Source organism: Polynucleobacter sp. MWH-P3-07-1 (assembly GCF_018687555.1).
Taxonomy (GTDB): domain Bacteria; phylum Pseudomonadota; class Gammaproteobacteria; order Burkholderiales; family Burkholderiaceae; genus Polynucleobacter.
This window is the reverse complement of the sequence record NZ_CP061296.1, coordinates 919,368-944,305: the sequence shown is the minus strand read 5'-3', so window position 1 is coordinate 944,305 and position 24,938 is coordinate 919,368. Positions and strand designations below refer to the sequence as shown.

The following is a 24,938-nucleotide window of genomic DNA, read 5'->3' as shown; positions in this document are numbered from 1 at the left end:
CTGAAATGTCCGCATGAAGATCGAAAAAAATACCGTTGTATCGCTGCGTTATAAATTAACCGACGCACAAAATAATGTCATTGAAGAACCTGATTCTCCGATGGTATACCTGCATGGGGGTTACGAAGGGACTTTTCCGAAAATTGAAGCGCTCTTGGACGGCCAGAATATTGGTTTTGAAACCACTGTGCAACTCGAGCCAACTGAGGCCTTTGGTGAGTACAACCCCGAGTTATTAAAGATTGAGCCACGCACCCGTTTTCCGGAGCCTCTTGAGGTCGGCATGCAGTTCGAAGGTGTGCCTGAAGAGGATGGCGAAGAGGATGCTGATCTGTTGGCGGCTGAAGATGAGGATGACGAAGAGTCACTCATTTATACCGTTACTGACGTTGCTGATAACCAAGTGGTTTTGGACGGCAATCATCCCTTGGCGGGCATGGCTCTTCGCTTCTGGGTGCAAGTACAAGATGTTCGTGCGGCTAGTGATGAAGAAATTGCGAATCGTCATCCAGCCGGTGCCGAAAGCTTTACCTTTGGTATGCCTAATGAAGAGGACGGTGATGAATCTGATACTGATGACTTCATTTCGATTGCCTCTGGCACAGGCAGAAGCAATCCTCGCACTCTGCACTAATTTATTCTTTAAGCCATTCTTTGATGGCACCAAGATCACGCTTGGTATCGCTCTGAGTCTGATTGCTTTCAGAGGAAACAGCAGTATTGCTCAATTGAGCTAAGGCTTTTTCCAAGGCTGCAATTTTGCTTTCTTGCTCAAGACTGGCGTCAATTAAACCTTTTAACGCCATCGATACCGGATCGTCAACATTGGGTGTGATCCCATAGGCTGAGAAATAGGCTTTGCTCTCCGTGTCATGAGTTTGCGGTAAATCCGGATGGAGAATGCGAGCAGGCACACCAACTGCAGTTGCTCCTGCAGGAATCTCTTTTAAGACTACGGCATTCGAACCAACGCGTGCTCCGTCACCAACCGTAAAGCCACCCAATACTTTTGCGCCGGCACTGATAACAACCCCTTTGCCTAAAGTAGGGTGACGCTTTACACCTTTAGAAAGCGATGTGCCGCCAAGTGTTACGCCTTGATAGATCGTGCAGTCGTCGCCAATTTCGGTGGTTTCACCAATCACAATCCCAAGGCCATGATCTAGAAAGACACGGCGTCCAATTTTGGCGCCGGGATGTATTTCAATGCCGGTAATGATGCGTGCAAGCAAAGACAAAAAGCGAGCCAGCCACTTGAGCTCAATGACCCAGAAAAAATGATAGATACGGTATAAGAAAATAGCGTGCAGACCTGGGTAGCAGGTGATGACCTCGAAGCGATTGCGGGCCGCAGGGTCACGCGTAATGATGGAATCAACAGTCTCAAAAAGGGTATTCAGCATAGTTTGATTCTAATGGTTTGAGCTTATTTCCTCAGGAGCATCTGTTTTGCAATGCCACGCAGCAGATCAATTTCCTCTTTGTGGAGTCTGGCCCTTGCAAAAAGGGCTTGTAAGCGGGGCATCAGTTTTTTGGGATTTTGGGGATCAAGATAGCCCAGGGCAATGAGACCTTTCTGCCAGTGCTCCAGCATCGCAGCAATGGCAGCGGGGTCTGCAAAGTCCGCCAAATCCTCACGAGAGCCTGAAAATAGGGGATTTCCTGAGTCTGCTAGCCTGCTGAAAGCTTCTTTGAGGCTAAAGGCGCAGACCATCACCGCTTGGGCTAAATTGAGTGAAGGATAGGCAGGGTTGGCATCCAACCAGACTCGGTGAGTGCATAAGGCTAAATGGCTGTTATCAAGCCCGGTCCGCTCGGGGCCAAACAACAAAGCCACCGATTGGCCCGCTTGGACAGTCGCGGTGATGAGGTCTTTAGCTGCTTGCCAATGGAGAGCTGGTGGACCAAATTCTCGATCTCGACTCGTGAGTCCCAAGACCAGGGCGCAGCCTTGCACAGCAGTATCGAGGGACTGAAGTTCTTGACTTGATTGCAAGACATCTGTAGCGCCACTGGCAAGTGCAATTGCCTCAGGATCTTGAGCAATCTGCGCCTTTTTAGGCTTGACCAAGAGCAATTGGTCAAAAGCCATGGTTTTGAGTGCCCGAGCTGCAGAGCCTACATTACCCGGGTGGCTGGTTTCCACCAGTACCCAGCGAATCAGTTCAGTATTGTGAGAAATCATGGACTTAGTTGGCTAGCAATATGAGCAATCGTTTAGAATCAAGCTATTAGCTCGATATTGTCCTTCAGTTTTTGCTGAAGTTCGTACTATTTCGGGTCCGTTCTTATTTAATTTGTCCATACACACTATGCATCCCATGTTAAATGTGGCCATTAAGGCTGCCCGTCGTGCCGGTACCGTAATTAATCGAGCCTCTCTCAATTTAGAGCGCTTGCAAGTGGATCGTAAACAGCACAATGATTTTGTGACTGAAGTGGACAAAGCTGCAGAAGCAGCCATCATTGAAACCCTCAGCGAAGCCTATCCTACACATGGATTCTTGGCAGAAGAGACCGGCTCTCAAAATAGTGGCTCAGATCATATTTGGATTATTGACCCACTGGACGGTACAACCAATTTCATTCATGGATTTCCGCAATATGCAGTATCGATTGCATTGGCTGTGAATGGCGTTACGCAACAAGCGGTTGTGTATGACCCCACCCGTGATGAACTCTTTACCGCAACTCGCGGTGCTGGTGCGTATTTAGATCGGCGCCGCTTGCGCGTAGCCACGCAAGATCGACTAGCAAATACATTATTAGGCACAGGCTTTCCGTATCGACAAGATCAAGACCTCGAAACCTATTTGAAAATCTTTGCTGAGATGTCGCGTCAATGTGCTGGCTTACGGCGTCCTGGTGCAGCTGCGCTGGATTTGGCTTATGTTGCAGCGGGTCGCTACGATGGTTTCTTTGAGAGCGATCTCAAGCCCTGGGATATGGCTGCTGGAGCCTTGCTAGTAACCGAGGCGGGCGGCTTAATCGGCAATTACCGCGGTGAAGAAGGCTATTTAGAGAGTGGTGAAGTGATGTGTGCTAACCCGCGCATCTTTGCTCAAATGGCACAAACTTTATCGCGCTATTCCAAGTACTAAGTTACGCTCTCAGTAAACAACAAACTGACTTTACTTCACCAAGTCTAAATAACGCACACCGTGTTCATCGATTAGTAAGGCGCTGGCTTTTGGGGTAACGCTTTCAGGATGGTCGAGGTCCCAATCAGATAAAACCCAGCGTTGCCATTGAAGCTCACCCAGTTGTTCCTGGTGATGCTTTGGCATATGGGTATGTCCATGAATCAATCGATTAATCGAGTGCTTTTTTACAAGTGCAGCGCAAGCATGAGTAGTGACATCCATCTGCATCAATCGGCTCGCTGGCGTGTAGCGACTTGCTCTTTGATATTTTTGGGCGCTATTACGACGCAGTTGGTTTGCAATGGATCGGCGCCATTGCAAAGGGAGCTGTAAAAACAGTTTTTGTACCCAAGGCTTGCGAGTCCATTTACGAAATGCTTGATAACCCAAGTCTGCAGTACATAAAACATCGCCATGACTCAAGATATATTCAAGACCTGCAATGCGGACCTCTGAGGGATCTGCTAATGCAGTCATACTGGTTTTCTTAAGATAGTCAGGTCCCAGTAAAAAATCCCTATTACCATGCAGGTAAAAGAGTTTTACCTTGCTTGATAGATTCGCTAGAGCGTTACGTACCTCTTGCTGAAAAGGGGAGCTCGCATTAGCGTCATCTCCGAGCCAGTACTCAAACAAATCGCCCATAATAAAAACTGCCTCAACAGACCCAGCTTCTTTTAGACAAAAGTCAAAAAAACGCTGAGCCGTCAGAGGCATTGATGGCGTTAAGTGCAGATCGGAGATCAGCAGGGCGCTACGACATTGAACGCTCATTCTTCAGTAACGCTTGCCTTTTCAATAATGACATCTTCTGCAGGCACGTCTTGATGAAAGCCTGCATTGCCAGTCTTGACTTTGCGAATCGTATCTACGACGTCGAGACCATCGGTCACTTTGCCAAAAACAGCATAACCCCAGCCTTGCGCATTAGGAGCCGTGTGGTTTAAGAAATCGTTGTCATTGACATTAATGAAGAACTGAGCCGTTGCAGAGTGGGGGTCGCTAGTGCGAGCCATGGCAACAGTACCGCGCTCGTTTTTAAGTCCGTTATTGGCTTCATTTTCAATGGGGGCGCCAGTGGATTTTTCTTTCATGCCCACACCCATGCCGCCACCTTGGATCATGAAATTATTGATGACGCGATGAAAAATGGTTCCATCGTAATGACCGGCTTTGACGTACTGTAAAAAATTCGCCACGGTCTTAGGAGCCTTCACCGCATCGAGACTGAGGGTGATATCACCCTTATTGGTTTTGAGAAGAACTTTCGCCATTACTTGAGGTGCTTTCTTTAGGGTTGGTCGGTTGTAAATTTTGTACCGGTATATTGGCTTGAGGCAATGTACTCTGGGGTTTTTGTTTCAGGATTTCATTCAGCGCCTTAGCGCGATTGCTATAAAAGCGCTGATTGCTATTCGATTGAGCGGCGTTTTCATAAGCTTGTGCTGCTAAACGCACATAGACTTCACCGAGGTTGGCCGAGGCGATTGCATAAGTGGGTCTGAGCTTGAGTGCTAACTCTAAGTAATCTCGCGCCTCAATCCATTGGCCTTGGTTAGCAGCTAGGGCTGCTAGGTTGTTATAGGGCTCCGGTAATTCTGGGAATTGTTGGGTAATTTCAATCAAGGTTTTTTTGGCAGCAGCAAAGTCTCGCATCTGAATTTGAATTCTGGCTTTGATATAACGCAGCTGAACATTTTTAGGTGTTTTGCTAAGTCGCTCGTTAATTAAATCAATGGCTGCTGGAAACTGCCTGGCCTTGACGAGCTTCTCAATATCGGAGGGCACACCATTGCGGTTGACAGGATCGGGTTCAATAATCAAGAAAGAAAGGTAGGGCACTGCAACTGAATCTGCCAAAGAGGGCATTAAAGGCTCATAGGCAGGATTGGTACTGAGTCTTTGAGGGTCGCTTGGGCCATAAGACCCTAAATAGGGCTGAGGTGAGGCGCTGCTTTGCTGCACCTCCGCTTTATTCACCGCCAGAATTTCAGCATCAGCCCTCTGCTGCCCTGGAGTGCTGCAGCCTGCAAGGGCTAAAAAAGCGAGCGCAATCGCAATTGACTGGCCGATGCGGGCCAAGAGCGACATGTTTACCAAAGGGGGGTCGTTTTGCATAAGTAGAAGGGGGTAAAACTGCGGGCTCATTCGATATACTCATCAGTCTAACAAATTCGAGTGAATTGCCTGCCTTTTATCTGCCTATGCTGCAAATTTATAACACCCTAAGTCGCTCAAAAGAGGTCTTTAAGCCGATTGAGTCTGGCAAGGTCAAGATTTACGTCTGTGGCATGACAGTCTATGATTTTTGCCATATCGGTCATGCGCGAGTGATGATCGTATTTGATATGGTGGTGCGCTGGTTGCGGGCCAGCGGCTATGAGGTACTGTATGTGCGCAATATTACCGATATCGATGACAAGATTATCCAGCGTGCAATTGAAAATAAAGAATCTATTGCCGCATTAACCAATCGATTTATTCAAGCAATGCATGCGGATTCCGATAGCTTGGGATTAATGCATCCTGATCAAGAACCCCGTGCCACTCAATTTATTCAGCAAATGCAGGGGATGATTGGTCGCCTGATGGAGCAACAACTGGCATATCAGGCTGATGATGGTGATGTGAACTTTGCAGTTCGCTTGTTTCCGGGCTACGGTAAATTGTCCGGCAAAAGTTTGGATGAGTTACAAGCTGGCGAGCGAGTAGCGATTGGTGGAAGTAAACGTGACCCATTGGATTTTGTGCTCTGGAAAAGCGCTAAATCAGAGGAACCAGCAGATACGCGTTGGCAATCTCCTTGGGGCGAGGGTAGACCTGGTTGGCATATTGAATGCTCTGCCATGTCCTGTGATCTCCTTGGCGAGCATTTTGATATTCATGGTGGTGGATCAGACTTACAGTTTCCTCATCATGAAAATGAGATTGCTCAAAGTGAAGGTGCTTTATATGGCCAAGACCGCGCTCCCAGTGATGAAGCTTTTGTTCACTATTGGATGCATAACGGCCATATTCGAGTCAATCAAGAGAAGATGTCCAAGTCTTTGGGTAACTTCTTCCTGATTCGCGATGTTCTGAAGACCTATGATCCCGAGGTGCTCCGTTTTTTCATGTTAAGAGCCCATTACCGCAGCCCAATTAATTACAGTGACGCCCAATTGGATGAGGCCCATGCAGGCTTAGTCCGCCTCTATACTGCGTTAGCTCATACGCCTACTAATCCAATCTCGCTCGATTCAGATTCAGTTTGGGTTAAGCAATTTACTGCTGCCATGAATGATGACTTCAATACGCCTGAGGCGATTGCTGTCCTATTTGAACTGGCTAGCGAAATCAATCGTTCCCAAGGCAAAGAAAAAGAAGGACTCGCTGCCATCTTGAGATCCATGGCTGCAAGCCTGAACTTTTTGCAGCGCGACCCCAATCAATTTTTACAAGCTGGCACTCGCCATGTTGAGAATGGCTTGGGGGCTGAGCAGATCGAAGCGCAAATTACTGCCAGAACAAATGCCAAGCAATCAAAGGATTTTGCTAAGGCGGATGAGATTCGCAAACAGCTATTAGAGCAGGGCGTAGTTCTGGAAGATAAACCTGGCGGTATTACTGAATGGCGCAGACTATAGTGAGTAATGCGAATCAAACCGTGCTTGAAGCAGTTGCGCCACACTATTGGGAACAAGCCTGTACGGAGTTAATGAAAAACGATCGAATCATGCGCAAATTGATTCCGAAGTTTGGCAGTGGTTTTTTAATGACCCGTGGCGATCCATTTGTTACCTTAGCGAGGTCGATAGTGGGTCAACAGATTTCGGTATCAGCAGCGCAGGCTGTATGGGATCGCGTGGTGCTTGCCTCAAAAAAGAAGGTGAATCCTAAAAATATTTTGGCTCTTACAGTGGAAGAGTTACGTGCTGCCGGATTATCTGGGCGTAAGGTTGAATATATACAAGATTTAGCCGAGCATTTTATTTCTGGCCGATTGCACGCTAATCAATGGCAAGAGATGGATGACGAATCTGTCATTAAGGAATTGAGTGAAATTCGGGGAATTGGGCGCTGGACTGCTGAAATGTTCCTGATTTTTAATCTGACGCGACCCAATATTCTTCCCTTAGATGACATTGGTCTGATTAAGGCCATTTCCCTCAGTTACTTTAGTGGCGAGCCTGTGAGCCGTCATGAGGCGAGAGAGGTAGCGGCCAATTGGGCACCATGGCGGACCGTGGCAACCTGGTATTTATGGCGAAGTATCGACCCCATCCCCGTGGAATACTAAAATCACATTATGAAGACCACTTTTCTAGATTTTGAGCAGTCGATTGCTGAACTCGAGTCCAAGATTGAGGAGCTGCGTTTTGTTCAAGACGAATCCTCGGTGGACATCTCCGATGAGATCAAAACCCTTTCTGAAAAAAGTCTTCAACTCACTAAAGATGTCTACGCCAATCTCACCCCTTGGCAGGTATCGCAAGTAGCTCGTCATCCACAAAGACCTTACACCCTAGACTACGTCGCAGCGCTCTTCACCGATTTTCATGAACTGCATGGCGACCGTAGTTTTGCTGACGACCAATCCATCATTGGTGGTCTAGCTAGATTCGATGGCAAAGCTTGCATGGTGATTGGTCACCAAAAGGGTAGGGACACAAAAGAGCGTGCTTTGCGAAACTTTGGCATGAGTCGTCCAGAGGGATATCGCAAGGCAATGCGCCTCATGCGTCTGGCCGAGAAATTTGCTTTACCGGTGTTTACCTTTGTGGATACCCCTGGGGCATTTCCTGGGATTGATGCTGAGGAGCGCAATCAATCAGAGGCGATTGGGCACAATCTGTATGTACAAGCCGAGCTCGAAGTGCCGATCATCAGCACCATCATTGGTGAGGGTGGCTCCGGTGGCGCCTTAGCAATTGCGATGGGTGATCTGGTGCTGATGCTGCAAAACTCGACCTACTCAGTGATTTCTCCTGAGGGTTGTGCATCCATTTTGTGGAAGACGGCCGATAAAGCGCCTGAAGCTGCAGAGCAGCTTGGCTTGACCGCCCAGAGACTGAAAGCGCTTGGTTTGATTGATAAGATTGTTCCAGAGCCCATTGGTGGTGCGCATCGGGATTACGATGGCATGATGAGCCAGATGCGCAAAGCCTTAACGGAATCTTTAAAAACCTTTGATGGCATGAAAGTGGATGCTTTACTAGAGCGCCGCCATGAACGCTTAATGAGTTATGGCAAGTTCAAGGAAATTACCCCAAAACCATAAGTCAGGTAAGCGTATCGCGGTTGCTTTAAGTGGCGGCCTCGATTCGGTGGTTTTGCTCGACACCGTTTGCAAGGCTCAAGTATTTCAGTCGCAGAAGATCGAGCATATTTGGGTATTTCATATTCATCATGGGTTGCAAAAACCTGCCGATCAGTGGCTCGAGTTTTGTGAAAAACTGACCGCTCAATATCAAAAGAAAAAATATCCAATTACCTTTGACTTTCGTCTATTGCATTTAGGTGACGGGCAGAATGGCAATATTGAAGCAAGAGCAAGAGCGGCACGCTATGAAGCCCTTGCAGATTTATGTGTAGAACATCACATCCAAGATCTGCTGCTTGCTCACCATCAAAATGATCAAGCGGAAACCATTCTGCTACAGCTATTGCGTGGGGCCGGTGTAGCGGGTTTATCGGCAATGCCTAGCGAGCGGCTGATGACAGAAAGTCATAGCCCTATTACGATTTGGCGACCTTTACTCGGAGAGAGCAGGGAGTCACTAGAAGTTTATGCAAAGACACATCGTTTGAAATGGATTGAAGATCCCAGCAATCTCCATACCCGCTATCGACGCAATGCCCTTCGTCAAGAGATTATTCCGCGTCTCGGAAAAATTCAGCCAGAAGCAGTCAGCAATCTGGCACGCAGTGCGCAGCTGCTCGGTGATGCGCAAGTCTTGCTCGATCGTCTTGCTCAAACAGATGGCAAAACCATTCTGAATCAAGACCATCTCAAACTGAAACCTTTACTGCAATTAGAAAAGCAAGACTTAGCAGCTGCAAATAATGTTGTGCGCTATTGGCTTAAGCAGCAAAACTTGGCAATGCCATCTCAAGAACGATTGCAGGCTTGGTGGAATGATCTTAAAAAAGTCGAAGCCCATGCTCAGCTGAAGTGGTTGCATGATGATCACGAAATCGTGCTTTGGCGCAATCAACTAAGCGTCCTTCAAACTGCTTCACATCAAAGTTGGGGTCAATGGGTTTTTACTCCGCTCCCAGTGAGAAGCAAAGCCTTGGGTTTGTCCCTTGAGTATGTGAATCAGGCCATCGCTTCTGAAGGGATTGAGGAGAGGCCGCGGTCGGGCGCAGAGCGCTTGCAACTGAGGGCAAATACCCCTCGCAAAACGCTCAAAAATCTCTTTCAAGAAAATGACGTCCCACCATGGCAACGTCAGGCCCCATTACTCTTTATTCATGGGGAGCTGATTGCCGTAGCGGGGCTTGGCACCAGCTTCCCCCATCTGTCGACCAGCGGCAAAAGGGTTTTGCCCGAGTGGAAGCCAGCGAATACAGCTCAAAACCGAGTAAAATAGACCCTTTATACAAACGGTTATATAGAGTTTTATGGCTTTAATTGTTCACAAATATGGCGGTACCTCAATGGGCTCGGTCGAGCGCATTCAGAATGTGGCGAAACGCGTAGCCAAGTGGATGCGTGCGGGCCATCAAGTCGTGGTTGTGCCTTCCGCTATGTCAGGAGAAACCAATCGCCTATTGGGCTTAGCAAAAGAAATCAATCCTCAAGCTAATCCAAGAGAGTTAGACCAAATTGCCTCAACCGGAGAGCAGGTGAGCTCTGGCTTGCTCGCCTTGGCCTTGCTGAAGGAAGGTGTGGATGCCATTAGTTATGCCGGTTGGCAAGTGACCATTCATACTGATTCCGCATTTACAAAAGCCCGCATCATGGGCATTGATGATCAAAAAATCCTGGCAGATCTCAACGCTGGTAGAGCAGTTGTTGTAACAGGATTTCAGGGGGTTGATCCACAGGGCAATATCACGACCCTAGGTCGCGGTGGTTCTGATACCTCCGCGGTTGCAATGGCCGCTGCCCTGAAAGCAGATGAGTGCTTGATCTACACCGATGTTGATGGCGTTTACACCACGGACCCTCGGGTGTGTGAGGATGCGCGACGCCTTGATCGCATCACGTTTGAAGAGATGCTAGAGATGGCCAGTCTGGGATCGAAAGTACTGCAGATTCGTTCAGTTGAGTTTGCCGGCAAGTACAAAGTGAAAACCCGGGTTCTGTCTTCCTTGACAGACCCATTGATGCCGCTTGATCAAGAGATGAAGTCAGGCACCTTAATTACTTTTGAAGAGGACAGCACTATGGAAGCCGCCGTTATTTCCGGTATTGCTTTTGCACGCGACGAAGCCAAGATCACCGTATTGGGTGTTCCGGATCGTCCTGGTATCGCTTATCAAATTCTTGGTCCGGTAGCCGATGCAAATATTGATGTTGATGTGATTATTCAGAATCAGTCGGTTGACGGCATTACTGACTTCACCTTCACCGTCCCTCGTGCCGATTATCAAAAAGCCATGGATTTGTTGAAAAACAAAGTGCAGTCCCACATTCAGGCTAAAGAGATTACTGGTGACCCTAAAGTTTCCAAAGTCTCCGTTGTGGGGGTTGGCATGCGTTCCCATGTGGGCGTTGCCAGCAAAATGTTCCGCACCTTGTCGGAAGAGGGCATCAATATATTGATGATCTCAACCAGCGAGATCAAGATCTCTGTCGTATTAGATGAGAAATACCTTGAGCTAGCCGTTAGAGCACTCCACAAGGCATTTGAGCTAGATCAGTAGTAAGTTCCGTATTTAGCGGTTATCCGTTAAACTGTGGGCGCTTTAGAAGTAAGCTTTAAGAAATACGGAGACGTGGCCGAGCTGGTCGAAGGCACTCCCCTGCTAAGGGAGCATCGGGGCTAAAACTCTGATCGGAGGTTCGAATCCTCTCGTCTCCGCCAACTTTTCAATCGAAAATCAGGCTTTGAGCCCATTTTGCGGGCTTACAGAGCATCGTCAGCTACAAGGTCCCCCTTTTTTCCTTGATAATGAGCTCCATGTCTGTTTCTTTCTCATTTTTTCGGCTTTTAAGTCTTTTGCTACTTGTGCTAGCCAGTCTTTATGGTTGTGCAGTAGGCCCAGACTTTAAAGAGCCCGAAGCTCCAAAAGTATCTCGCTATACCGAAAAGCCCATTCCAACGACATTGGCTACTGCACCCGATGTTCCTGGCGGCACTGAGCAAGTGCTCGAAGAGAATGCCGATATTCCTGCGCAATGGTGGGCTTTATACAAGTCACCCGAGTTAGAGGCGCTGATTGAAAAAGCCTTACAACAAAATCCCACGCTTGGCGCAGCAGATGCTGCCTTACGTTCTGCTCAAGAAAATCTCTATGCGCAGATTGGCGGACAGTACTTTCCTGCATTTAGCCTAAATGGTTCAGGCTCAAGACAACAAGTCCCACCAGCTGCCTATGGGCAGAGCGGACCAACGAGTATTTATAACTTGTACAACGCCAACGTTGGCGTGACTTATAAATTGGATGTCTTTGGTGGTGCGCGCCGCACTGTCGAAAGCGCCAGAGCGCTAGCTGAGTATCAACAATATCAACTCGAGGGAGCATACCTATCGCTCACTTCGAATATTGTGACCTCTGCTGTTAAAGAGGCGGCTTTAGAAGCCCAGCTTCAAGCAACTCAAGATATTTTGGATGCACAAAAGAAGCAGGCTGCGATTACTGAAAAACAATTAATCATCGGTACGGCATCAAAAATTGATGTGTCATCACAAGAAACCTTGGTATCTACCTCTGAGGTTGACTTAATTAACTACGAAAAGAATTTATCCATCATTCGTAATCAGTTGGCTGTGTATGTTGGAGAACAGCCTAGCAATGCCAATATTGCTGCATTTAACTTAAGTACTCTGAACCTGCCAGAGAAGATTCCTCTCTCTTTACCCTCGAGTCTGGTGCGTCAACGCCCCGATGTTAAGGCTGCTGAAGCGAATATCAAGTCCACCAATGCCTTGGTTGGTGTAGCCACAGCAAACTTATTGCCGCAGTTCAATATCACCGGCGCAATGGGCACTGAGGCTTTGACTACTGGCGCATTGTTTGGGCCTGGCGCTGCCCTATGGTCTGTAGGTGGGGGCGTCTTTCAGCCCTTATTCCAGGGCGGTCAGTTGCTAGCGCAACGTAGAGGAGCTGTGGCGAACTATGAACAAGCCGTCTATCAATACCAAGCTACAGTGCTCAGCGCCTTCCAGCAGGTAGCAGACGCTTTAAAGGCCTTGGAAACTGGCGCTAGAGCCTTGCGCTCAGCCTCGAATGCTGAACGTTATGCCTATGAAACGCTAAAGTTATCGGAGATTCAGTACAAGCTGGGTACCACCAGTTATTTCCAGGTCCTTTATTATCAGACCCAATATCAGCAAGCAAAGATCAAGTCGATTCAAGCACAAGCTAACCGCTTTGCAGATACCGCTGCCTTATTCGCCGCACTTGGCGGTGGTTGGTGGAATCGGACAGAGCCGGCCTTTCAACCTAAAGCAATCCTAAACGAAAATCAAAATGACACGCCTTGATACATTAAAGCTCAGACTGATTGAAGCTGCCAAAAAGGTACAAGCTTGGGCGATCCAGCAATGGGCAGTTTGGCATATGCAAGAACACCTTTTGAAGATCAAGACTTACTTGGCAGGTCTGATAGGGCGCTTTAAAGAACGTTTCAAGAACACCCGTGCCTACGCAAAACTCATGGCATTACCTGAGATGGAAAGACGGATGGTCATCATGTTGATTGGGGTGTTCCTACTACTCGGACTCATCTTTGCTTTCAATCAGTTGAAGACGTTCATGATTAAGCAGTATGTCGCTGGCATGGGCATGCCTCCTCAGTCAGTTTCTACCATGGTCGCTAAAGCAGATATATGGCAACCTAAACTGACCAGCGTCGGCAGTGTTCGTGCTTATCGGGGCGTTGATTTGAGTACAGAAATCGGGGGCTTGGTAGTCAATGTCCCCGTTCAATCTGGAGTGGATGTCAAAGAGGGTGATTTACTGGTGAAGCTGAATGACGCTTCGGATGTTGCCCAATTGAATTCGCTCAAAGCTCTGGCTGAATTGGCTAAAGTGATTAATGAGCGGGATCGCCAACAGTTGGCGATTCAAGCCATTAGTAAAAATACGTACGATACTTCTAAGGCCGATGCAAAGTCCAAGCAGGCGCAAGTGGAAGCGCAAATTGCCTTAGTAGCAAAGAAAAATATTAGAGCACCGTTTAGCGGTCGAGTTGGCATCGTCACGATTAACCCAGGTCAATATATCAATCCTGGTGACAAGCTGATGACCTTGCAGACTTTAGATCCCATCTTTATTGATTTCAACTTACCTCAGAGTGATGCAGCCAATATTCAGGTAGGGCAGTCGATTAATGTGACGACGGATGCATTTAAGAATGCGACCTTTGTGGGCAAGATCACGGCTGTGAGCCCTAAGGTGGATACCAATACCCGCAATCTTCAAGTCGAAGCGCAGATTGATAATCCGGATAAGAAGATTCTCCCAGGAATGTTTGCCAATGTGAATATTGAAGTGGGCAGCCAACTTAACCTCATCACTGTTCCACAAACTGCGGTGACCTATAACCCCTATGGAGCAACTGTATTCATCAGTAAAGACTCTGGCAAGAAGGATAAAGAGGGCAAAACGATTTATGAAGCCCAACAGGTCTTTGTCACTACCGGACAAACTCGCGGTGATCAAGTAGCAATCTTGAAAGGCATTGAAGAGGGTATGACAGTGGTTACCAGCGGGCAGCTTAAGCTGAAAAATGGTAGCCCTCTGAATATCAACAACACGGTTCAACCTACCAACCTGCCTGATCCTAAGCCACAAGAGCAGTAAACGATGAAATGGACTGATCTCTTTATCAATAAGCCAGTCTTATCGCTGGTGGTTAGTGCATTGGTCTTGGTGTTTGGTTTTAAGGCAATTGGTTCTTTACCAGTGAGCCAATACCCAAAAACTGAAAATGCGGTTGTCACTATCACAACGAATTACTACGGTGCAGATGCACAAACCATGGCGGGGTTTATTACTCAACCTTTGGAGCAGGCGATTGCACAGGTGCAGGGTATTGATTACCTCTCATCCACCAGCGTTAGCGGCCTTTCTACTATCACTGCAAATCTAAAGCTGAATTACGACTCGAATGCAGCTTTAACGCAGATACAGACACAAATTAGTTCAGTTAGAAATCAGCTTCCTCCCCAAGCATTGCAGCCTGTGCTTACAGTCCAAATGAGTCAAACCACCGATGCGATGTATATGGGCTTTTCAAGCGTGGACATACCGAGCAATAGCGTCACCGACTATTTGCTACGTGAAGTCAAACCGAAGTTTGATGCTGTAGATGGGGTTCAGAACGCAGAGTTAATCGGAGGCAGAAAGTTTGCATTACGTGCTTGGCTTAATCGGGAAAAAATGGCGGGCCTTGGAGTTGCTGCTGACGATGTCTATAACGCCTTATCTGCAAACAACTATCTCTCGGCCGTTGGTACCACTAAGGGTGATATGGTCTCGGTCGATTTGATGGCCAATACTGATTTGCATACAGTTGAAGAATTTCGCAGGCTGGTGATTAAGAGTGATGGTATTAATCTAGTACACCTCGGTGAAGTTGCTACTGTCACTTTAGGTTCAGAGGATTACAACACTAACGTTGCCTTTAGCGGCAAACAATCTGTTTTTATTGGTATTCAAGTAGCGCCGCAAGCAAATATATTGAACGTAGTTGACCGAGTGCGCAAACTGTTGCCCGGTATTCAAAAGCAATTACCAGTTGGTATGACCGGTCAGATTGTTTATGACTCTACTGAATTTATTACGAGCTCGATTAGTGAGGTTGTCAAAACACTGTTTGAGGCACTGATCATTGTGACTGTGGTGATCTATTTATTCTTAGGAAGCTATCGGGCTGTTGCGATTCCAGTGATTGCGATGCCCTTGTCGCTAATCGGCACCTTCTTCCTCATGCAGGTGCTGGGTTACTCGATTAATTTACTGACTTTATTGGCGCTGGTGCTCGCCATTGGTCTGGTGGTTGATGATGCCATCATCGTGGTGGAAAACGTCGACCGCCATATGAAAGAGGGTAAATCACCTTTTGATGCTGCGATTATTGCTGCACGAGAACTTGGTAGCCCAATTCTAGCGATGACCGTGGTCTTGATCGCGGTTTATATCCCAATCGGCTTTCAGGGTGGCTTGACCGGCGCATTGTTTACTGAATTTGCATTTACGTTGGCGAGTGCCGTAGCCGTCTCGGGACTCATTGCGCTGACCTTATCGCCCATGATGTGTTCACGTATCTTTAAAGCGGATCAAGAGACGACAGAATTTGCTTTAAAGATTGATCGTGTGTTTGAGAAGGTTCATCACACCTATGAAACAGCCTTACGGAGTCTGTTGAGAACCTGGCAGGTTGTGATCGTAATGGGTGTCATCCTACTTGGTGGCGTAGCTTACCTATACTCGACCTCCAAAGCAGAATTGGCTCCCACAGAGGATCAAGGCATTGTCTTGATGAATTTGACTGGTCCGCCCAACAGCACCGTAGCGCAGATGCAGCTCTATGCAGACCAAGTTTTTGATATGGCTAAAACGGAGCCTGAGTTTGCCGCATCGTTTCAAATTACGAGTCCAGGTACTGGCTTTGGCGGTATCAATCTAAAAGACTATTCACAGCGTAGCCGCAGCGCAATGACTCTGCAGCAGATTCTCCAAAACAAGTGGAACGCGATTGCCGGTGTTCGGATTGCGGCCTTCCAGTTCCCGGCTTTACCGGGCTCGCAGGGCTTGCCCGTTCAGTTTGTCATTAAAACAACTGAACCCTACCAAGCTTTGAATGAAGTCTCACAAGCGGTGCTTGATAAAGCCAGGAGAAGTGGTAATTTTTTCTTTGTGGATACAGACTTAAAGATCGACAAACCTCAGGATATGCTGGTGATCGACAAGGATAAAGTTTCTTCCCTCGGCATGACCCAACAGCAAGTAGGCGGTGCTTTAACGGCAGCCTTGGGTGGTGGCTACGTGAATTACTTCTCGATCGCAGGGCGTTCGTATCGCGTCATTCCGCAAGTAGAGCAGGTCAATCGCTTGAATCCAGACCAGATCTTGGATTACTACATCAGAACACCGAAGGGGGATTTGATACAGGTCAGAACATTTGCAACCATTCAAAAGCAGGTGGTGCCTGAGTCCATTAATCACTTTCAGCAACTGAATTCAGCAACAATTTCTGGGGTCAGTACTCCGTTTATTTCTGAAGGGGAGGTCCTGAAGTTTTTGGCTGACACGGTAAAAGAAGTCGCCCCCAATGGTTACTCAGTTGACTATGCAGGACCATCCCGTCAATTTGCCAATGAGTCTGGTGGTTTCTTGGGAACCATGTTCTTCGCAATTCTGATCGTTTTCTTGGTCTTAGCAGCTCAGTTTGAGAGCTTTAGGGATCCGATTGTGATTTTGGTTTCAGTACCGTTGGCTTTATTTGGCGCCTTGATCTTCATCAATCTTGGTTTCACAACGCTCAATATTTATACCCAGGTTGGCTTAGTAACTCTGATGGGTTTGATTAGTAAGCACGGTATTTTGATTGTCGAATTTGCGAATGAGTTGCAAATTGCTGGCAGAACAAAGTTAGAGGCAATCATTGAAGCTGCCACAGTGCGACTCAGACCCATTTTGATGACTACTTTTGCAATGGTGTTGGGAGTTTTTCCTCTAGTCATTGCTTCGGGAGCGGGTGCTGCAGGGCGCAAGTCGATGGGTTTAGTCATCTTCACTGGCTTATCGATTGGAACGCTCTTTACACTTTTTGTGGTTCCTTCTATGTACCTCTTCCTCGGCGCTGATCACCACGATCAAAAACACCCCGAGCCCGAAATTTCTCCTTAATTCACGATCTCACAATTGCATAAAGCCCCTTTTTAGGGGCTTTTTTATTGCCTCAAAACAACAGAATATATTTTTATAAATAAAGTTCACAACTTCACAACTTCTGTAGTATAGTAACGTTATGGAGAAAGCAATATGAAAAGAGCGATACCAAAGACATATCAAGCAGTGGAGTGGGTTGGAAAAGGTCTTACAGCTGCCCAAGCAGCCAGGAAGATGGAGATTTCAGAATCCAGTGTTTATGCCGCCCTGAGGAAACTCAAGGCAAAAGATTTAGGTTGCTGTCCAACGTGTGGTCAAAAAATAAGGAAATAAAATGAAAAAGACGATCATAGGAATACTGTCGATCTCCATATTTGCATTTGCTTTTGCGAATTCCTCACCAGATTCATCGGAGTTAGTGAGCCAGCAATGCAAGCTTTCGGCAGAAACCGTTGCCATGCTGAAAGGCCTTCAGTATGGAAATACCTCCATCCGCAAGGACGTGAGTGGATTGATTAATACCAATCTTCAAGCGCCAGAAAATAGAGAAAGAGCGCAAAAGGCCATGAATCGCATGGTGGATGACCAAACAAGGGATATCAGCACCTTAGAGCGTAAATACTGTTCTTAAGGTGGCGGGGAAGGGAAAAGGTGGCATGATGGGTGATGCCACAAGAATTGCTTAGAATAGGCAATAACCATTTATTGGAGTAACCATGACGAATCATCAATCCCCGCTATCTGCTGAGCATGCTTCCCATAAGCTCGTGGATGATTTCAAGGCCTTAATTTCAGATGCAGAGGCCTTAATCAAGGCCAGTGCAGAGCATGGCGGTGAAGCAATGCACTCTGTCCGAGCCAAGGCTCAACAAACTTTGAGTACCGCTAAAGAAAGCTTATCTGAGGCTCAGGATGTGATTGCTGAAAAAGCAAAAGAAGCGGCCCAAGAAGCGGATGTATTTGTGCACGAGAAACCTTGGCAAGCAGTTGGTATCGCTGCAGGTGCAGGCCTATTGATTGGCCTTTTAATCGGTCGTCGTTAAAAATCCATGGCAACAGAGCATCTATTAAGCTCTCTGAAGGGCTTACTATCTAGTGCAACTTCGATTGCCCAAACTCGTCTTGAATTACTTTCCAGTGATGTTTCTGTTGCTCGGGCTCAGTTCATTAAGCTGCTCGTATTAATTCTGTTTTGCTTATTTTGCTTGTTCTTTGGCCTAGTCATGCTGGCACTCTGGATTGTGGTTTATAGCTCCGAGACCAACCGAATGGCTGCCTTAGCTTTCTTAACCGGTGGATTTTTGCTGGCTGGTCTAGTATTTGGACTCATGATAATGCGTGCCATCAAAACGATGCCGGCACTATTTGCTGCGTCGATCGCCGAGCTAGAAAAAGATCGCTCCGCTCTTAATCATCATTAATCAGACTAATTCTTGATGAGTCAATCACTTGAAACTCTTCTAGCGCGTCAGCGCGTCCTGCAAGCTCAGGCCGCTAAAGAGCGTCAGGAAATCAGCTCCCATTTCACAGTCCTCAAGAAACCGTTTTCTTGGGCTGATAAAGGCCTTGAGGCTGTGCAGTTTATCAAGAGCAGTCCCATTTTGTGGACTAGTGCGTTTGCGGTATTGGCTCACTTTAAGCCGAAATTGGCTAGTAAAGTTTTGGCTCTTGGCTGGGGTGCAATGAAGTTAGTCAAAACTGCTAAGTCTATTCTCTAAGCTTCTCTGTTCATATGAATATGGCTAAGCCTTGGCTGAAGAATTACCCAGCAGGGGTTCCAACGGAGATTATTCTTCCTCTTCATGCTTCTTTAGTAGACATATTGGATGAGTCCTTTGCGCGGTATTCAAAGCGCACTGCGATTGAGTCTATGGGCCAATCTTTTAGCTATGGCGAGTTAGACAGACTTTCCCTTCAATTTGCATCCTATTTGCAATCACTGAACTTGCCTGAGGGTTCACGAGTAGCCATTATGTTTCCCAACGTAACGCAATATCTGGTTGCAATGCTAGGAGTATTGCGAGCAGGTTTTGCTGTCGTTAATATCAACCCACTCTATACACCCAGAGAGCTAGAGCATCAACTGAATGACAGTCAAGCATCGGTACTCGTTCTTTCTGAAAACTTTGCTCATATCTATCAACCAATAGCCGGACACACTACTTTAAAGCAGGTCATCGTCAGTAGTTTGGGTGATTTATTGGGTCCAAAAGGTTGGATCGTCAATTTTGTTGCTCGCTATATTCAGAAGATGATTCCACTGTGGGCGTTTCCGCATGTGCGTTTTACGGATTCGCTCAAGTTAGGGAACCGGCATCCTTTTAGAAAACCCTCGATTAATCCGAATGCGATTGCTTTTCTCCAATACACTGGCGGCACTACCGGCATATCCAAGGGCGCTACTTTATTGCACCGAAATATCCTTGCAAATGTTTTGCAAACAGAAGCTTGGATTGAGCCCGCACTTCAGGGTAAGCAAGAAAAACAACTCGTATTTTTATGTGCTTTACCCTTAAACCATATCTTTGCCCTCACTGCCTGTGCCTTATTGGGCTTACGCAAGGGTGGCTTACTACTCTTGGTTTCTAACCCGAGGGACATCACAGGCCTAATCAAATTACTGGATAAGCATCCGGATGTGAATATCTTCCCAGGCGTCAATACACTTTTCCATGCACTGGTACATCGCCCTGAATTTAAAAAACTCAATTTGTCCAACCTACTGGTCACGATTGGTGGCGGAATGGCAATGCAAAAGAAGACAGCGGATCATTGGCAGGAAATTACAGGTAATCCGATTGCGCAAGGCTATGGACTATCTGAAACCTCTCCAGTAGTCTGTGTCAATACGCCATTGATTAAGCAATTTACCGGAAATATTGGTTTACCTTTACCAAGCACAGACCTGATCATTCTTGGAGAAGGCGGTGAAAGACTTCCTTTTGGCGAAGTGGGAGAGATTTGCATTAAAGGGCCACAAGTCATGGCGGGATACTGGAATCAGCCCGATGAAAATCTAACCGCATTTACCTCAGACGGTTACTTTAAGTCAGGTGATATTGGCTTTATGGATAGTGAGGGCTATATCACTATTGTTGATCGTATCAAAGACATGATTGTGGTTGGTGGCTTCAAGGTCTTTCCCAATGAGGTTGAAGAAGTGCTGGCCTTGATGCCCGGTATTCACGAATGTGCTGTAGTTGGGGTGGCGCATCGCAAGCTTGGGGAAATTGTCAAAGCTTTTATTGTGAAAGACAAACATGAACTCACTAGTGCAGATGTTTTGCAATATTGCAAAGAACAGATGACCAGTTATAAGCGCCCCAGAAAGATTGTGTTCGTAAAGGAGCTACCTAAATCAAACGTAGGCAAAATCTTACGTCGTGAAGTGAGAAAGTTAGAGGACCCCTCAAATCAAGATCGTCATGCTTAATGAGGACTCTTGGGCGGTCCAAACAGGATGGCAATCGTATGGGTGTTTCCTAAAACAATACTCATCCCTGTAAATAAAAGATAGGGCCAAACAATTAACCAGTAAACAATTAAAAGAGCCACGATATGCAGGGGGTCTCCATTGCCAAAACTCGCCAGAGAGCTCACAAAGTCTCGGCCATGAATGACGCCATCAATACCGTATTCGAGGAAATTTAGCAATAAAACAATGGCAAGATAAATAATAGATTGGGCCAAAAGCGAGGGGACAATGCCTAGTCGACGATTGGGATTTAGTGGGAAAGCTGCTTCACCAATCAGCATAAATTTTGCGCATAAGCCAGCCTTAATCAGGGCAAAACCAAACATCCGCCATGGAATAGGCCATTCTCTTAGGGTTGTGGCTCCCAAAAATGCCAATGCACAGAACCAGATACCAAAGTAAAGCGATAGGGAGACCCCTTTTTTGAACTCACTCTTTAACTTATCTTCGAAAGAGCCAGTATGAACAATAGTGTTATGAGTCTTTAGATTGTTCATTTTGTAATAATCTCCCCTTGGTGCATATGCTTTAATGAGACATTATGACTAAAAAACAAGCAGCCCTCTATATAGCCGGTTTAGGCATTCTGATTGCTATCGCTGTCGCAGTGGTGGAGTTGTTCTTGCTGCCCCCAAATACTGTCGATATTGCGGCAGGGCCAAAGGGAACCTTTCTCTATGAGACAGCCCAAAAATATGCCCAAGAGTTTGAAAAGGCTGGGGTTAAGGTCAATGTGATTGAAACGAACGGCACCCTTGAAAATATTGCATTAGTTAATCACGATACTAAAAACATTGAATTTGGTTTTATTGAAGGTGGTGCGGCTAATAGTGCGAACTATCCGAATCTTGAATCACTAGGTAGCATTGTTTATGCCCCTGTCTGGGTTTTTTACCAAAGCAAATTGGGAAAAATTCAGGACATTAATGATCTAAAAGGAAAGCGCATTGCGATTGGCTTTCCTACCCAGGGGATACACGCTAATGCAACTCAAATCCTCAAAGCAGTAGGGATCACGGCGCAAAATAGCCAATTTTTGGATCTTGGTCGCCAAGATGCGCTCAAAGCGCTTGATGCTAATGAGATTGATGCCATGTTTACCTCGGCCCCAGCCGAAGACCCTTTAATTAAAAAGCTCTTTAATAGCCCAGGTATAGAGGTCCTTAATTGGCCTGATGCAGAGGGAATCTCACGCAATATGCGAGAGTTTCATGTTCTTACATTGCCGATGGGGACGATTGATCTCATTCACAATAAACCAGCTAATAATATGAACTTGCTAGCAACTACCTTTACGGTGGTTGCCCAAAAAGAGACACATTCGGCATTAATTTATCTCATGATGGGGATCATGGATGATGTTCATCAGCCACCCAGTTTTTTACATGGTGAGAATGAGTTTCCGGCCGATCGTGATGTCGATTTTCCATTAAGTTCTGATGCCCAAAACTATTACGCCAAGGGCGGCAAACCATTTTTACAAAAACATTTGCCATACTGGGCAGCCAGCTTTGTTGGAAAGTTGCTTTTGGTGCTCGTTCCTCTCTTGGCCATTATTTATCCATTTTCACAAGCGTACCCAGCATTAACCCAATGGTTCTATACCCGTAGAGTGAATCGCTTCTATTTGATGTTAGTCAAAATTGAGAAGCGCTTTGATCAAGGTGGCAAGCGAGAGATAGCGCAGCAGGAACTGGAAAGCTTGCGCGCTGAGATTGATGCTTTGATTAAACAAGAAAAAATTCCCAGTTCGTATACCAATCTCCTTTACGACCTCAGGGAGCACGTAGCCCAAGTCATGAAACGCTATGGAATAAATTAGTCTAAGTTGTTCCCTCACTGTTAAACATAAGGTATTCAATGAAGTTTATAAAAATCGGCGCTATCGCCTCCATATTTTTTTTATTAGGTGGTTGCTCTGTCTATATGGCGGCACATCAACCAACCAAAAAAGATGTCTCTCTGTTTAGAGTAGGCACACCACGAGATGCCTTAATCGCAGAATTTGGCGTACCTGTAACCAGTGGCGTTAAAGACGGCAAGAAGTATGAGATTTATAGATTCACGCAAGGCTACACTGAAGGTGCGAAAACTGCGCGAGCACTTGCCGAAGGAACGGCGGACGTCTTTACTTTAGGTGTTAGTGAGGTTGTTACTACTCCAGTTGAATCGCTTGCCGATGGCAACTTAATGGTCTATGAAGTGACTTATGACAGCAATGATTGCGTTGACCAGGTGACCAATTTAACTCCGGGTGCAGGTAATGCGTCTCCAGCTCAAACTGCTCCTGCATCCAACAATCCGCAGGCGACTAGCCCGCCAGCTCAACCTACCGTTCAAAAATAACCCAACATAATGTGCTAAAAGAAAAAGCCACCCTAGGGTGGCTTTTCTGCAAGAACTTGGCTCCTCGACGTGGGATCGAACCACGGACCAACAGATTAACAGTCTGCTGCTCTACCGCTGAGCTATCGAGGAATAAGCGAATATTATAGCAATATGAAGACCCTGCTTCCGACTTCCGTCCAGATCCCCAAAGTACTGACCATTGCTGGCTCCGATAGCGGGGGAGGTGCTGGGATCCAGGCGGACCTCAAGGTCATTACCTCCTTAGGCGCTTATGGTTTGTCAGTGATTACGGCAATCACCGCCCAAAATACATTGGGCGTTACTGCGATTCAGGATATTGATTTGCAGATTATCGAGGCTCAAATTGATGCAGTCCTCAGTGATATCGGCGCTGATTCAGTCAAAATTGGAATGTTGGCTAGTCCAGAAATTGTGCAGCTGGTTGCCAAATCCTTGCGAAAACATGGTGTTACCAGAATCATTTTAGATCCTGTGTTGCGAGCAACATCTGGGGCAAGTTTGGGTGGCGACGATACTGCGCAGGCGATGATCAGTGAATTATTTCCGATGGCTAGCCTAGTAACACCCAACTTAGAAGAGGCCTCTTTACTGCTGGGCCGTGATATCTATCAAGTTGATGACTTCAAATCTGCCGCAGATGAATTATTAGCCTTAGGTCCTCAGGCGGTTTTGATTAAGGGCGGCCATTTGGATGCAAAGCATGATGAACTCACCGATTTTTTGATGTGGCGCAGTATTGAAGACGGCCTAGAAATTACTCAATCAAAAGAGTTTAAGCACCGTCGTATTGATACAGAAAATACGCATGGCACAGGCTGCTCCCTTTCGGCCGCAATTGCAACTTATCTAGCGGATGGGCATGATTTGGCTCATTCTGTAGCAAAAGCTATTGCCTATGTTGAAGCAGGGCTTGAGGCGGGGCGTTACCTATCGATCGGAGAAGGGTCGGGACCGCTTTGGCCAATGTTTGAGTTTTACCCAACATCATTGCCTCAAGAGGATCGATAGATTCTCAATACTGCTAGGCCTGCATTAATTCCTTTAGTCGCTTGACGGCAGCCCGCGGATCATTCGATCCAGTAATGGCTCTAACCACCGCTACGGATCCAACGCCACTCTGAGCAACAGCATGAATACTGCCCTCATCGATGCCACCAATCGCCACTAATGAATAGGCTTGCATTAATTGAGCGTATTTATATAAGCGCCCCAGGCCTTGAGGTGCGGTAGGCATGCGTTTAAGTGTTGTTGGGAATATCGCTCCCATGGCAATATAGCTGGGGCAGAAGCGATCTGCATAGACCATCTCAGCATATCCATGGGTGCTTAAGCCTAAACGAAGGCCAGCATTTCTGATGGCATCAAGATCAGCGGTGACTAAGTCTTCTTGACCGAGATGCACACCATAAGCGCCTAACTCAATGGCATCCTGCCAGTAGTCATTAATAAAGAGCACAGTCTTACTACCTTTAACTGCCGCTATTGATCTTTTGATTTCTGAACGAATGTAATTTGCATCGTCACTCTTTAATCTGAGTTGAACGGTTGGTAATTCTGCTTCGACCATGCGATTAACCCAATCAGCATCTGGCATCACTCCATAGAGCCCTAAGCGCTTAGGACATTCTGGAAAGGCTTTGGGATTCATGATGCGGGTCCAGGGCAATAAATCAAAGTACTCAGGGCGATTTGGCCATCTCAGTGGATCAAAATTGCCATCGTGTTGAACCATTCTTGACCAAGCTTTACCAAGGACTGCGGCATCGGCCTCTATAAATCCCATAGAAACTGCAGCTACAGTAGCAGCGAGTTCATAGTGATCAACAGCATGCTCATTATCAATTCGAGGCGGTGGTGAGTTGAGGCTATAGATAGGCTGCGGAAGGCTCACATCATCGGCTCGATGTGCAGCCACAATTTGATCGGCGAGGTCGCGAACTAAACTCATCTCAATCGAT

The 24,938-nt window shown here is 46.7% G+C and carries 25 protein-coding genes and 2 tRNA genes; 19 read left to right on the top strand and 8 right to left on the bottom strand.

What is annotated here, in order from left to right; genetic code table 11:
• Positions 1-13: 13 nt before the first annotated feature.
• Positions 14-634: a peptidylprolyl isomerase gene (locus ICU98_RS04905; RefSeq protein ID WP_215350945.1), complete on the top strand. Its 621-nt coding sequence runs from the start codon at positions 14-16 to the stop codon at positions 632-634.
• A gap of 1 nt (position 635) precedes the next feature.
• On the opposite strand, the gene cysE is transcribed toward ICU98_RS04905, so the two are convergent.
• Positions 636-1,403, bottom strand: coding sequence for a serine O-acetyltransferase (gene cysE, locus ICU98_RS04900; protein ID WP_215350942.1), 768 nt, complete (start codon positions 1,401-1,403; stop codon positions 636-638).
• A gap of 23 nt (positions 1,404-1,426) precedes the next feature.
• Positions 1,427-2,185, bottom strand: coding sequence for an RNA methyltransferase (locus tag ICU98_RS04895; protein ID WP_215350939.1), 759 nt, complete (start codon positions 2,183-2,185; stop codon positions 1,427-1,429).
• Positions 2,186-2,312: 127 nt separating this feature from the next.
• On the opposite strand from ICU98_RS04895, the gene ICU98_RS04890 reads away from it, so the two are divergent.
• Entirely contained in the window at positions 2,313-3,101 is a 789-nt protein-coding gene (locus tag ICU98_RS04890) for an inositol monophosphatase family protein (RefSeq protein ID WP_215335691.1), read from the top strand.
• Positions 3,102-3,131: 30 nt separating this feature from the next.
• On the opposite strand, the gene ICU98_RS04885 is transcribed toward ICU98_RS04890, so the two are convergent.
• From ICU98_RS04885 to ICU98_RS04875, 3 genes are read right to left on the bottom strand one after another with little or no spacing between them, the layout of a single operon-like run.
• Positions 3,132-3,917 carry a UDP-2,3-diacylglucosamine diphosphatase gene (locus ICU98_RS04885; RefSeq protein WP_215350936.1) on the bottom strand — a complete coding sequence of 262 codons (786 nt, stop codon included), beginning with the start codon at positions 3,915-3,917 and terminating at the stop codon, positions 3,132-3,134.
• Positions 3,914-4,417, bottom strand: coding sequence for a peptidylprolyl isomerase (locus ICU98_RS04880; protein WP_215335689.1), 504 nt, complete (start codon positions 4,415-4,417; stop codon positions 3,914-3,916). The genes ICU98_RS04885 and ICU98_RS04880 overlap by 4 nt, the downstream gene beginning before the upstream one ends.
• Complete coding sequence (locus tag ICU98_RS04875) at positions 4,389-5,261, bottom strand: tetratricopeptide repeat protein (protein WP_251365300.1); 873 nt, start codon at positions 5,259-5,261, stop codon at positions 4,389-4,391. Before ICU98_RS04875 ends, ICU98_RS04880 begins: the two co-directional genes overlap by 29 nt.
• 86 nt (positions 5,262-5,347) lie before the next feature.
• Here ICU98_RS04875 and cysS point away from each other — a divergent pair, with 86 nt between their 5' ends.
• The 14 genes from cysS to ICU98_RS04805 all read left to right on the top strand — a co-directional run bounded on the left by cysS (position 5,348) and on the right by ICU98_RS04805 (position 20,568).
• Entirely contained in the window at positions 5,348-6,769 is a 1,422-nt protein-coding gene (gene cysS / locus ICU98_RS04870; protein ID WP_215350933.1) for a cysteine--tRNA ligase, read from the top strand.
• On the top strand, positions 6,754-7,422 hold the full coding sequence (locus ICU98_RS04865; RefSeq protein ID WP_215350931.1) for a DNA-3-methyladenine glycosylase: 669 nt from the start codon (positions 6,754-6,756) through the stop codon (positions 7,420-7,422). The genes cysS and ICU98_RS04865 overlap by 16 nt, the downstream gene beginning before the upstream one ends.
• A 9-nt stretch (positions 7,423-7,431) precedes the next feature.
• A complete protein-coding gene (locus tag ICU98_RS04860) occupies positions 7,432-8,403 on the top strand; it encodes an acetyl-CoA carboxylase carboxyltransferase subunit alpha (protein ID WP_215350928.1) in 972 nt (323 codons plus the stop codon).
• Positions 8,369-9,718 carry a tRNA lysidine(34) synthetase TilS gene (gene tilS / locus ICU98_RS04855; RefSeq protein ID WP_215350925.1) on the top strand — a complete coding sequence of 450 codons (1,350 nt, stop codon included), beginning with the start codon at positions 8,369-8,371 and terminating at the stop codon, positions 9,716-9,718. Before ICU98_RS04860 ends, tilS begins: the two co-directional genes overlap by 35 nt.
• Positions 9,719-9,749: 31 nt before the next feature.
• Complete coding sequence (locus ICU98_RS04850) at positions 9,750-10,997, top strand: aspartate kinase (RefSeq protein ID WP_215350923.1); 1,248 nt, start codon at positions 9,750-9,752, stop codon at positions 10,995-10,997.
• 66 nt (positions 10,998-11,063) lie between these two features.
• Positions 11,064-11,158: transfer RNA gene (locus ICU98_RS04845), tRNA-Ser, on the top strand.
• A gap of 96 nt (positions 11,159-11,254) precedes the next feature.
• Positions 11,255-12,781, top strand: coding sequence for an efflux transporter outer membrane subunit (locus ICU98_RS04840; protein ID WP_215350920.1), 1,527 nt, complete (start codon positions 11,255-11,257; stop codon positions 12,779-12,781).
• A gap of 187 nt (positions 12,782-12,968) precedes the next feature.
• Entirely contained in the window at positions 12,969-14,102 is a 1,134-nt protein-coding gene (locus ICU98_RS04835) for an efflux RND transporter periplasmic adaptor subunit (protein ID WP_215337164.1), read from the top strand.
• A 3-nt stretch (positions 14,103-14,105) separates the two neighbouring features.
• A complete protein-coding gene (locus tag ICU98_RS04830; RefSeq protein ID WP_215350917.1) occupies positions 14,106-17,153 on the top strand; it encodes an efflux RND transporter permease subunit in 3,048 nt (1,015 codons plus the stop codon).
• A gap of 316 nt (positions 17,154-17,469) precedes the next feature.
• Positions 17,470-17,766 carry a hypothetical protein gene (locus tag ICU98_RS04825; RefSeq protein ID WP_215335679.1) on the top strand — a complete coding sequence of 99 codons (297 nt, stop codon included), beginning with the start codon at positions 17,470-17,472 and terminating at the stop codon, positions 17,764-17,766.
• A gap of 85 nt (positions 17,767-17,851) precedes the next feature.
• Positions 17,852-18,178 carry a YqjD family protein gene (locus tag ICU98_RS04820; RefSeq protein ID WP_215350914.1) on the top strand — a complete coding sequence of 109 codons (327 nt, stop codon included), beginning with the start codon at positions 17,852-17,854 and terminating at the stop codon, positions 18,176-18,178.
• 6 nt (positions 18,179-18,184) lie between these two features.
• Positions 18,185-18,556, top strand: a complete 372-nt coding sequence (locus tag ICU98_RS04815; RefSeq protein ID WP_215350912.1) for a phage holin family protein — start codon at positions 18,185-18,187, stop codon at positions 18,554-18,556.
• Positions 18,557-18,571: 15 nt separating this feature from the next.
• A complete protein-coding gene (locus ICU98_RS04810; protein WP_215335676.1) occupies positions 18,572-18,853 on the top strand; it encodes a YqjK-like family protein in 282 nt (93 codons plus the stop codon).
• Between the two features lie 20 nt (positions 18,854-18,873).
• Positions 18,874-20,568 (top strand): AMP-binding protein, encoded by a 1,695-nt coding sequence (locus tag ICU98_RS04805; RefSeq protein WP_215350909.1) that lies wholly within the window; start codon positions 18,874-18,876, stop codon positions 20,566-20,568.
• On the opposite strand, the gene ICU98_RS04800 is transcribed toward ICU98_RS04805, so the two are convergent.
• Positions 20,565-21,107 carry a hypothetical protein gene (locus ICU98_RS04800; protein ID WP_251365299.1) on the bottom strand — a complete coding sequence of 181 codons (543 nt, stop codon included), beginning with the start codon at positions 21,105-21,107 and terminating at the stop codon, positions 20,565-20,567. The genes ICU98_RS04805 and ICU98_RS04800 overlap by 4 nt on opposite strands.
• 44 nt (positions 21,108-21,151) lie before the next feature.
• Here ICU98_RS04800 and ICU98_RS04795 point away from each other — a divergent pair, with 44 nt between their 5' ends.
• A complete protein-coding gene (locus ICU98_RS04795; RefSeq protein ID WP_215350906.1) occupies positions 21,152-22,432 on the top strand; it encodes a TAXI family TRAP transporter solute-binding subunit in 1,281 nt (426 codons plus the stop codon).
• 38 nt (positions 22,433-22,470) lie between these two features.
• Complete coding sequence (locus ICU98_RS04790) at positions 22,471-22,956, top strand: hypothetical protein (RefSeq protein WP_215350903.1); 486 nt, start codon at positions 22,471-22,473, stop codon at positions 22,954-22,956.
• A 57-nt stretch (positions 22,957-23,013) separates the two neighbouring features.
• Here ICU98_RS04790 and ICU98_RS04785 read toward each other — a convergent pair.
• A tRNA-Asn gene (locus ICU98_RS04785) sits at positions 23,014-23,088 on the bottom strand.
• Positions 23,089-23,109: 21 nt separating this feature from the next.
• Between ICU98_RS04785 and thiD the strand changes: the two genes are divergently transcribed.
• Positions 23,110-23,988 (top strand): bifunctional hydroxymethylpyrimidine kinase/phosphomethylpyrimidine kinase, encoded by an 879-nt coding sequence (gene thiD, locus ICU98_RS04780; protein ID WP_215350900.1) that lies wholly within the window; start codon positions 23,110-23,112, stop codon positions 23,986-23,988.
• 13 nt (positions 23,989-24,001) lie between these two features.
• Here thiD and ICU98_RS04775 read toward each other — a convergent pair whose 3' ends face one another.
• Positions 24,002-24,928: a thiamine phosphate synthase gene (locus ICU98_RS04775; RefSeq protein WP_215350897.1), complete on the bottom strand. Its 927-nt coding sequence runs from the start codon at positions 24,926-24,928 to the stop codon at positions 24,002-24,004.
• Positions 24,929-24,938 lie beyond the last annotated feature (10 nt).

Excerpts from the sequence above, each read along its gene's own strand:
- ICU98_RS04860 (WP_215350928.1), top strand. The coding sequence starts at position 7,432 with ATGAAGACCACTTTTCTAGATTTTGAGCAGTCGATTGCTGAACTCGAG.
- ICU98_RS04815 (WP_215350912.1), top strand. The coding sequence starts at position 18,185 with ATGGCAACAGAGCATCTATTAAGCTCTCTGAAGGGCTTACTATCTAGT.
- ICU98_RS04850 (WP_215350923.1), top strand. The coding sequence starts at position 9,750 with ATGGCTTTAATTGTTCACAAATATGGCGGTACCTCAATGGGCTCGGTC.
- ICU98_RS04810 (WP_215335676.1), top strand. The coding sequence starts at position 18,572 with ATGAGTCAATCACTTGAAACTCTTCTAGCGCGTCAGCGCGTCCTGCAA.
- ICU98_RS04795 (WP_215350906.1), top strand. The coding sequence starts at position 21,152 with ATGACTAAAAAACAAGCAGCCCTCTATATAGCCGGTTTAGGCATTCTG.
- ICU98_RS04775 (WP_215350897.1), bottom strand. The coding sequence starts at position 24,928 with ATGAGTTTAGTTCGCGACCTCGCCGATCAAATTGTGGCTGCACATCGA.
- ICU98_RS04805 (WP_215350909.1), top strand. The coding sequence starts at position 18,874 with ATGGCTAAGCCTTGGCTGAAGAATTACCCAGCAGGGGTTCCAACGGAG.
- cysS (WP_215350933.1), top strand. The coding sequence starts at position 5,348 with ATGCTGCAAATTTATAACACCCTAAGTCGCTCAAAAGAGGTCTTTAAG.
- ICU98_RS04825 (WP_215335679.1), top strand. The coding sequence starts at position 17,470 with ATGAAAAAGACGATCATAGGAATACTGTCGATCTCCATATTTGCATTT.
- thiD (WP_215350900.1), top strand. The coding sequence starts at position 23,110 with ATGAAGACCCTGCTTCCGACTTCCGTCCAGATCCCCAAAGTACTGACC.
- tilS (WP_215350925.1), top strand. The coding sequence starts at position 8,369 with ATGGCAAGTTCAAGGAAATTACCCCAAAACCATAAGTCAGGTAAGCGT.
- ICU98_RS04800 (WP_251365299.1), bottom strand. The coding sequence starts at position 21,107 with ATGAACAATCTAAAGACTCATAACACTATTGTTCATACTGGCTCTTTC.
- ICU98_RS04875 (WP_251365300.1), bottom strand. The coding sequence starts at position 5,261 with ATGCAAAACGACCCCCCTTTGGTAAACATGTCGCTCTTGGCCCGCATC.
- ICU98_RS04890 (WP_215335691.1), top strand. The coding sequence starts at position 2,313 with ATGCATCCCATGTTAAATGTGGCCATTAAGGCTGCCCGTCGTGCCGGT.
- ICU98_RS04895 (WP_215350939.1), bottom strand. The coding sequence starts at position 2,185 with ATGATTTCTCACAATACTGAACTGATTCGCTGGGTACTGGTGGAAACC.
- ICU98_RS04835 (WP_215337164.1), top strand. The coding sequence starts at position 12,969 with ATGGAAAGACGGATGGTCATCATGTTGATTGGGGTGTTCCTACTACTC.
- ICU98_RS04880 (WP_215335689.1), bottom strand. The coding sequence starts at position 4,417 with ATGGCGAAAGTTCTTCTCAAAACCAATAAGGGTGATATCACCCTCAGT.
- ICU98_RS04790 (WP_215350903.1), top strand. The coding sequence starts at position 22,471 with ATGAAGTTTATAAAAATCGGCGCTATCGCCTCCATATTTTTTTTATTA.
- ICU98_RS04830 (WP_215350917.1), top strand. The coding sequence starts at position 14,106 with ATGAAATGGACTGATCTCTTTATCAATAAGCCAGTCTTATCGCTGGTG.
- ICU98_RS04820 (WP_215350914.1), top strand. The coding sequence starts at position 17,852 with ATGACGAATCATCAATCCCCGCTATCTGCTGAGCATGCTTCCCATAAG.
- ICU98_RS04905 (WP_215350945.1), top strand. The coding sequence starts at position 14 with ATGAAGATCGAAAAAAATACCGTTGTATCGCTGCGTTATAAATTAACC.
- cysE (WP_215350942.1), bottom strand. The coding sequence starts at position 1,403 with ATGCTGAATACCCTTTTTGAGACTGTTGATTCCATCATTACGCGTGAC.
- ICU98_RS04885 (WP_215350936.1), bottom strand. The coding sequence starts at position 3,917 with ATGAGCGTTCAATGTCGTAGCGCCCTGCTGATCTCCGATCTGCACTTA.
- ICU98_RS04840 (WP_215350920.1), top strand. The coding sequence starts at position 11,255 with ATGTCTGTTTCTTTCTCATTTTTTCGGCTTTTAAGTCTTTTGCTACTT.
- ICU98_RS04865 (WP_215350931.1), top strand. The coding sequence starts at position 6,754 with ATGGCGCAGACTATAGTGAGTAATGCGAATCAAACCGTGCTTGAAGCA.